This is a genomic window from Paenibacillus sp. EB106-04-04-XG159, from assembly GCF_058791835.1.
In genome coordinates this window covers 120,676-129,019 of the sequence record NZ_JBYTDY010000002.1, presented here as the reverse complement: position 1 = coordinate 129,019, position 8,344 = coordinate 120,676, and the positions used below count along the sequence as shown (strand labels likewise).

Annotated in this window: 7 protein-coding genes and 1 CRISPR repeat array; all 7 genes read right to left on the bottom strand. The window is 43.9% G+C overall.

Annotated features, from left to right (window positions below):
* Positions 1-57: 57 nt before the first annotated feature.
* A CRISPR array of direct repeats spans positions 58-552; the repeat unit is 32 nt; unit sequence ATTTCAATCCACGCTCCTGCGTAAGGAGCGAC.
* Between the two features lie 172 nt (positions 553-724).
* From cas2 to cas3, 7 genes are read right to left on the bottom strand one after another with little or no spacing between them, the layout of a single operon-like run.
* A complete protein-coding gene (cas2, locus tag AC3WTP_RS02795) occupies positions 725-1,015 on the bottom strand; it encodes a CRISPR-associated endonuclease Cas2 (RefSeq protein WP_492393064.1) in 291 nt (96 codons plus the stop codon).
* A gap of 12 nt (positions 1,016-1,027) precedes the next feature.
* The gene (gene cas1c / locus AC3WTP_RS02790; protein ID WP_492393326.1) at positions 1,028-1,999 is read right to left on the bottom strand and encodes a type I-C CRISPR-associated endonuclease Cas1c; all 972 of its coding nucleotides are present in this window, start codon (positions 1,997-1,999) and stop codon (positions 1,028-1,030) included.
* Positions 1,935-2,492: a CRISPR-associated protein Cas4 gene (gene cas4, locus AC3WTP_RS02785; protein ID WP_492393325.1), complete on the bottom strand. Its 558-nt coding sequence runs from the start codon at positions 2,490-2,492 to the stop codon at positions 1,935-1,937. The genes cas1c and cas4 overlap by 65 nt, the downstream gene beginning before the upstream one ends.
* Before the next feature lie 9 nt (positions 2,493-2,501).
* A complete protein-coding gene (cas7c, locus tag AC3WTP_RS02780) occupies positions 2,502-3,383 on the bottom strand; it encodes a type I-C CRISPR-associated protein Cas7/Csd2 (RefSeq protein ID WP_492393063.1) in 882 nt (293 codons plus the stop codon).
* Positions 3,380-5,224, bottom strand: coding sequence for a type I-C CRISPR-associated protein Cas8c/Csd1 (gene cas8c, locus AC3WTP_RS02775; RefSeq protein WP_492393062.1), 1,845 nt, complete (start codon positions 5,222-5,224; stop codon positions 3,380-3,382). The genes cas7c and cas8c overlap by 4 nt, the downstream gene beginning before the upstream one ends.
* Entirely contained in the window at positions 5,221-5,868 is a 648-nt protein-coding gene (cas5c, locus tag AC3WTP_RS02770; RefSeq protein WP_492393061.1) for a type I-C CRISPR-associated protein Cas5c, read from the bottom strand. The genes cas8c and cas5c overlap by 4 nt, the downstream gene beginning before the upstream one ends.
* A 16-nt stretch (positions 5,869-5,884) precedes the next feature.
* On the bottom strand, positions 5,885-8,077 hold the full coding sequence (gene cas3, locus AC3WTP_RS02765; RefSeq protein ID WP_492393060.1) for a CRISPR-associated helicase Cas3': 2,193 nt from the start codon (positions 8,075-8,077) through the stop codon (positions 5,885-5,887).
* Positions 8,078-8,344 lie beyond the last annotated feature (267 nt).

The window sequence follows — 8,344 nt, the reverse complement described above, 5'->3', positions numbered from 1 at the left end:
ACGCTCCTGCGTAAGGAGCGACCACTTATCAACTGCAAAGACAATTGCGACTGTATTATTTCAATCCACGCTCCTGCGTAAGGAGCGACTTCAAATATAACAAATCTGTAACCACTATTCGAATTTCAATCCACGCTCCTGCGTAAGGAGCGACGAAGCGCCTCACGAAGTCTAATAGGCATGGTCTATTTCAATCCACGCTCCTGCGTAAGGAGCGACGATAAACAATGCGTGATGTGTAAACAGCGAGAAGATTTCAATCCACGCTCCTGCGTAAGGAGCGACGGAAACATCTGCTGGTGCTAATGGCAAGCTTAGCATTTCAATCCACGCTCCTGCGTAAGGAGCGACGTCCGCTTGGCAGAGGGTCTCGTTGATCCATATGCATTTCAATCCACGCTCCTGCGTAAGGAGCGACTGCTTCCATGCTCGTCCAGCTGCTGTTTCATCTGCATTTCAATCCACGCTCCTGCGTAAGGAGCGACGTAGAACTAAACGTGCACCCTATCGGGTTACTAGTATTTCAATCCACGCTCCTGCGTAAGGAGCGACAGTATGCATTAAAATGCCTTATGAAACCTATGTTTTGAAGGGGATTTCCGCGAACCTCTAAAAACTAGCCGCTCATTTCGCCTTATTTTCTCGAAGAATCGCTGAAATCCCATGTCCAGCAAGGGGTTGCGAACCCCTTAGGGTTTTGATGTGCACTTCAGGTTCGCATACACTAAATAAACAGAAAACCTTCTGGGTTATATCCCTGCTTGGCACCAAAATGCTCGACCTTCCCCTGCCATTTTGCACCTAAACGGTAATACCTTAGACTATCAGTCTTAGGATCAACAATTTGTTGTAATGTCAATTGTAATTCTTTAAATTGTTGAGGATCAAGTAAACACTCGAACACAGAATTCTGAACCCGTTGACCGTAGTTTTCACAAGTCTTAGCAACCTGCCTTAATCTGCGCTGTCCTTCGGGAGTGATCGTATTCACATCATACGTAATCAACACCATCATAATCCTGTACCTCTACTTCCAGAAAAATGGAGGATAGTCATCTAAATCCCCTCTCATATACCTAGCCAGTAACATCGCTTGCGAATAAGGCAACAAACCGATATCAATTTTCTCATCGAAAAATGGATGTTGGATCTGATCCCTCTTCCGCTGTTGCCATTCGGTTAATACAATTTTGCGCGCGTTTTCTGTTAGAATAAATGCTCCAGATTCCTTTTCAATAAAATCATCGTAAGAGATTTGCTGTCGATTAATAAGCGTTAATACAGTTCGATCTGCAATATATACACGGAACTCTTCCATTAAATCTAAGGCCAGACTATTTCTTCCGGGTCGATCTCGATGCAAGAAACCTACTTGCGGGTCTAGTCCAACCGTCTCTAGCGCATGTGTCACATCATTTGCTAATAAAGTATACAGGAACGATAGCAACGCATTCACTCGATCTTTGGGCGGTCTCTTCATACGGCCAGTAAATTGAAAATGCTGCTTATTCACAAGAATTTGTTCAGGTAAGGCCGAGAAATAATACCTTGCTGCTAACCCTTCGACACCGCGAAGTTCATCAAGCGATTGACTTCCAGTTACCTCTTTTAGCTGTCTTTCAAGAAGAGACGAAACAGTCTTGCACTGATCCACATTAATTTTATCCGAATGATCACGTAAGGTACGCTTAATGGACACTCTAGCATTTACAATTTTGGCATATAAAAATCTCTTAGCTAGAAGCAAAGACTGCTCTTCTCGATCACTCCAACGATACTGTGTTCTCCGTAAATGTACATTTCCTGTAGTTTCTCCTGTAACTCGAGCCTTAAATCTTCCGCTAGGAGTCAGAAAAACAAGCGACACGTTATTCTCCACGCATAGATTCATCGCTTCTGGACTTACAACTTTGTATCCAAATATGACAATTGATTCAAGATTGAGAATTGGAACCTGTATCTCTTTGGTACCGTCTGCTCGTACGACTAATGCGTTCACGAAGTGAGCCAGAAAACCCAATCTCCTCCCGCTTTCTTACCTCATCGTAGTAGATCGTACCCGATGAGATAGTAAATCCGAGCATTTCCTCAAGACACATCGCTTGTGCGCACAGTTGCACTGCATCGCGATCATCTGATTTAGGTTTACCACGCTTATATTCCACAGGTGTTACTTTCCAGTGGCCTTGTCGTCCTTTTAAAATCATCGTATCCGTCGAGCTCGTCTCTTGGCAGCGTAGCTCTAGCATATCCACGACACCACGAATCCGCAGCTGTTCTGAGGCAACTGGAACAGAACGTACGATTCGTAAATCCTTACGGGTTTCATCGAAATTCACATCATCGACTCGTCGATGGACATGATTTCCTTCTGTCGTTAATATATTTTCCTTCCATTGCTGCTCAATATGAATGAGTGCCCATTGCCTCGGACAGAACGCATAGTGCTGAATACCAGAGATCATCAAATAATCATCAGCTTCATTCACCATGTTCAATACTTATAACAATTCCTTGATGGATACACCTGCAGGAGCTTGTCCTATCGACCAATCATAGTCAGTGAAAGAACGAGCGATCTCCACTTCCGGTTTGCGCTTCACTTCTAATAGATTAAATAACTTATGTGCCGGCGCATTGCCTAATTTACTCTCATGTTCAAATACAATTAATTTTTGAGCGGCCATCTTGCCTCGCGATGCAGACCGATCATGATCAAACATATTTATAAGAGCAGACCATAGCAATTCCAAATCTTCTTGTCCAAATTGTGTCTGGTTCGCCAGTGGCGCTGATACGAAGCCTTCCAATCGATAAAGACCGTAAGGAACAATACTTTTTCGCCCCATCGTACGCTCTTTCTCCGCATCCCTCTCATTCGTAACCGCCATCCGCGTGATTGTCACATCATGAGGAGAGATCGGATCTACACTTTTCGAGAAAGTAAATTGTACAGGACCTCTGACTTGACCGCAGTTAACCCCCGTCGTCATGACCGCACCAAAAGCACGAATATCATAATATTTGTTGCACATCCAGCTTGCTAGCGTCTGTTGATCTTCTTTTTTCTTCGCTTCCATTTTATCTGTCTTATTTTCCTTTAGTTCCATCTCGGGGTAATTTAGAAACGCTTCTTTGTTTAAATTATTTAATACCGCTGCTTCTTTCACATAGATCTCATAGGATTCTTCATTCGCCATCGCAAGCTCAATATAGTTGCGGACTTTACGCTTCATGCATACATCAGTAACCAGGCCGCAGCCCGTTTCTGGATCAAGACGTGGTAGATTCCCAGCATCCGGGTCTCCATTTGGATTTCCGTTCTCCACATCAAACAACAATACAAATTCATATCTTTGGGTTAAAGGCGTTTTTTCGCTCATTTTTCAATCCCTCTTTCTTCATCATTTTGGCTATCATTTGATTTTTTCGAATAAAAGCTTTGTTTCTGATGATAGTAACCTAGTGCGAACATCCCTTGCTCTTCAAGCGATAATCTTCTTGGAAGCTGCTCTGGTAATGCATTGATAACTTGCTGAATTAACTGATCATTCTTCCATCCCCACTGCTCGTCTTTCGCGATATGATGCCTAGAAACACTAATAAGGCGTGGAAATGTCGTAGCAGGTGTTGCTGATGCTGATCCCCAAAAACGATCTCGAATTGTCGCATTAATCCCTTTTCCCAATGCATCACTCTGTGTCTTTTCCAAGCAGGCAAATAGTCTGCCTAAATGATAAGGCACGCTGGTCGATTGTTCATTTAAAGCCATGGTCAATTCTCCCTCCATTTTACAATCCTGATTCAAACGTGCATTACGAGTGAGAAAAGCTTTAATGATCGCAGCCCGGACGGCGCCGATTTTATATAAGCCTTTCTTCGGATCATCCGACTCCGCACGAATACGACTCATCAACTGTGCAAAAACAGCTCTCGAGTAAGGTAAACCTAGGAGAATCGATCTGAACATCTGCCCTTCCATATTCGGCGGGACATTCTTCCAATCACGCGCCACTGCCAATTCTCGTAGCAATTGGCGAATAGTTGGTGTCCTCTCAAGACCACTAACGGATAAATCCTTATAATGCTGCCACACTTTACCGCCGATTTCCTCTAGCGTTCCTGTATACCAGAAGCGAACCGATAATCGTGCAGCATTCGGTGAAAGTCCCAAAATATAGAATTTCGTATCCACCTTTAAATCATCGAAAGTATCTCTAAATTCTTGCCCTTGACGCACCCGCTCCAAGGCACCTTTTAAGCGTGTCCTCACACTTGTAGCATCCTGTATTTCCAGATCTGTATCCATATCAGCTTCTTCATCGCTATAGGTTTCAAACAGATTTGCAAGCAAACCCTGCTCCTCCTCGGCAGCCGTTTCTGCCCAGAAGACGACTGTAGCATCATTCATACGTACGCGATGCTTTGGGTCTGCTAACAATCGGTTTAGTACATAGCCATAGGCATCAGCAGCCTTTTGAGAGGTTGGTGCATTATAAGATTGATCCTTACCGTAGGAACAGAACGATGGAATGTTAAAAGATACAATGGCTGCACCAGACGACTGCGCTCCGATGACATTTTTGATGCTCGGGTGAAGTCTAGCAATTTGGTTCATCGGTGTCATTTCTCCCGTAATTAGACACATTTGTTCTTCCGTATCCGGTTCCCCTTGCAAGCTCTGAAAATAACGTTCCCAAGATTGCTGCACATGGCGGTCCTGATGTAAATACTTCCCGGTTGGAGCAAACTTCAGAGCGCATAATCCACCTTTGCTCAAAGCTTCGACCACGTCGTCTCCAAGCACTTGATTCAACTGATCTGCTAGTGAATCCACAGACTGATCCAGAAATGCTTCTAGTGCACAAATCTCTGGTGAACCTGAAGTATCATAACTTAGCACCGCACGCCATAAACTTTTCATTCCATCTCGACATGCTTCTCGCATCGACAACGCCGATCCAAATAAATATTCTGCCTTCTCACACATAAAATAAGGGTTTACCCCTGAACCTGATCGCTTGGGCTGCTTAGGAACAATCATGGTAAGCTTCATATTTTTCCCACGCTCGTTCACAAAGGACCTAACCGAAGTCACTCGGCCTGTCTCATCCAAGTACATTTCAAAGGATACATCTGCTGAAGAATACTCTTCGCGAGGCATTTGATCCCCTTCCTGTTCAAGCAGAGTCTGATAATAAGAATGCAATGCTTGTAAAATCATCGCATGACCTCCTTCCACGCCGGTACATCGATCACACCATCAACCATCTGTGCGCGGAAAAAGTATGGTGTTACTTGCTTGACCTCCCCCTTCGCATCAAATACATAGGCTTGATCGAATAACATGTAACCGAGATCAACAGTTCCCGAGAGAGCACTCTCTCTCATATCCAGCTCAGACTCCACGAGTTCGAATTTCACTGGGAATTCCCTCGTTCCGAAATACGGTTGATGGAAGCATTGGCCCTGTCTTGCTCTACGCAAAAAAATGTTATAGTGTTTCTCTGGTGTATCTTCTTCTCCACAGCGGTCTGTCATCTCGAAGTGAGCTTCGATAATATACTCAACATTTCGCAAGACCAATGCAGCACGTTGCTGTCGCTCTTCTGCAGCATAGATATTAGGTTTCTTCTTCGATGCCTTGGATTCTACTTCATTTCTCCGAATATTCTCGAATTGAATAGGGTTAATTACGTGGATCCGATCAATGACCCATTTGATCGCCGGTTTCCAGTGTAGGGCTTCTAAGACCCCCCTTGCAGCCGAGGGTGTCATCACATCGTAGCTTACTCGCTCTACTTTCATTTCAGGACGTGAGAAGCATGCGTAATCGCCCCACACCCTTAACTTGATGCCATAGCCCATAGGACCCTCTCCTCTTTTAAAATATGAATACCTCATGTTCAATGAATTCATCGGGTTGCAATAGTCCCGCTTGTTCGTCGTAGTAGGCTAAATCTAGCAAATAGAGAACGCCTCCAGCCGATGCAAGTAAATCCTTCCGCTTGAATGCCATTAGCTCGTGGGTATAAACCTGAACGGTATACGGTTGCAATTGTCGCAATAGCTGCATTGGATACCTTGTTATCTTAATCTCATCTATCAATGAACGTGCTTTGTCATCGTGTGGAATTACAATGGCATGTGTGCTGCTTTCAATAAATTCAAACTCCTTAGCGATATCTTCATACGGGACCTCAAGATTCGTTGACTTACTCATCGCCATAATATTTTTCGAATCGGTGACTTGAGCCACTTTCCCATCGCAAATACCATAAATACGCTCAAAATATTGCTGCATCGCTATGATAGATAATGGCCCTTCCTGTACATAATGAAGAACGTTTTGTGCCTCAATAGCCGTTTCCTTCATCCAACCCTTGGATGGCATACCATGCTTTTCTGGATAAAATACACGAACTTCTCCCATCGCCATTCGACCCTCGCGATTGCATCTACCTGAAGCTTGTGCTATCGAATCGAGTCCTGCCATGGAGCGGAGCACCAAAGGAAAATCAACATCTACACCAGCCTCAATGAGTTGTGTAGAGACTACCCGACAAGGGAGGGAATTCTCCAACCTTTCTTTGATCTCTTCAATCAATTCTAGCCGATGCTTTCCGTACATACGTCCGCTCAAGTGATAGATTCCTGTTAATTGCTCCTTTTTCAATTTATCGAATAACAACTTCGCATGCTTACGTGTATTTACGATGCACAGCACTTGTTCCGATTGTGCCATCCACTCGACTACATTCGTATCCGGCATCACTTCGGAAGCGATTCCATGAACAGTGACTTCGACACGCTTAAATACCTCTAACAGTTGATCTGGTGTCGGATGATCCATTATTTCAATTGGCGTCGCACCGAGTTCTTCCCATGTTGGCTGTGTAGCTGTGCAAAGTACAACTGAACTTCCATAAGATTGCACCAGTTCTTCCATCGATCGCAGGCAAGGAGTGACATATCCTCTCGGGAGGCTCTGCGCCTCATCGATGATAATGACTGAGTTTGCGATATTATGCAACTTTCTGCATTTGCTTCTTTTATTCGAAAAGAGCGATTCGAAAAATTGTACCGAAGTCGTCACGATCACTGACGCATCCCAATTTTCTGTGCTTAACTTTAACCGTCTCACATCGTCAGGTCCGTAATTTTCTTGGTATTCCTCTTCATTAAAATTACTATGGTGCTCCAATATCGCTTCTACGCCCAGAGCCTCACGGAATATTTTAGCCGTCTGGTCAATAATACTTGTGAACGGAATCACGTAGATGATACGACGCAATCCATGTTTTTTCGCATGACGCAGGGCAAAAGATAACGAAGATAATGTCTTCCCTCCACCTGTAGGGACTGATAAAGTAAAGAGCCCTGGCTTCGACTCAGCTTGGCGATCACATGCTTCTAAAATTTGGCGACGATAACGATTCACTTCGGTATCTTTGGCATGCTTCATTTTTTGACGCATATATTCATCGAAATTGGTCAGCAATTGCTGCATTGACGGCGCCATTTTCTTATTCATGAGCTTCCGGTCATCATCATTACAATAATCTCTTGTATCGATCGAATCTGCATCAACCAAGCATGAATATAGCATCCTACCAAAAAAACTATACTTCCAAGCAATGTCATGATTCGTTAATCCCTTCACCTGAAACAGGGGAATGTTCCATCGATGACCTGGAGTAATGTCAATCTCTTCCCAGGCCTTCGACCATTCCGGTATAAGCTCATGAGGCTTGGACAAGCGGTGTTTCAATGTCCCTTCTTCATCCATCGTTCCATAATTTCTAAGTCCACCATGATGCCCGGCAACCATGTAAGCGACAAGACGAGCAAAATAAATACCGAATTTGCTCCCGATCATCTGCTGATATACTTCTCGTTGCATAATCCATTGAGCGCCTGCCGTCGAATGATCGACACGAATGCTGCTTCCGCGAATTCTCTCCTGAAACTCGGCCGAATACTTCCCTATGTCATGCAATACTCCTGTCAGATATGCAATCTCCCCGGCTCCGAACACGTCCGCATAGCTTCTACATCGATTAGCCACACCTTCCAAGTGCGCTTTTAACGGCTGATATTCTGTTACTCCATTAAATCCTTTGCTATGCGCATAAAAGATAGCATCTCGCTCCTTCCTATACTCTAGCAGTTTTGATATGTATAATTATAATTCATGCCCCTGTATTTACCAACTAAAACGGCTCGATTTGATAACGAAATCAAAGATCGCACTGAAGCCGATGATGAACGCCAGTAAATGTGCGAAAGGTTCTGTACAGGTTTATATAAAAATATTCCATTTATATCGAACTGATTAACATCA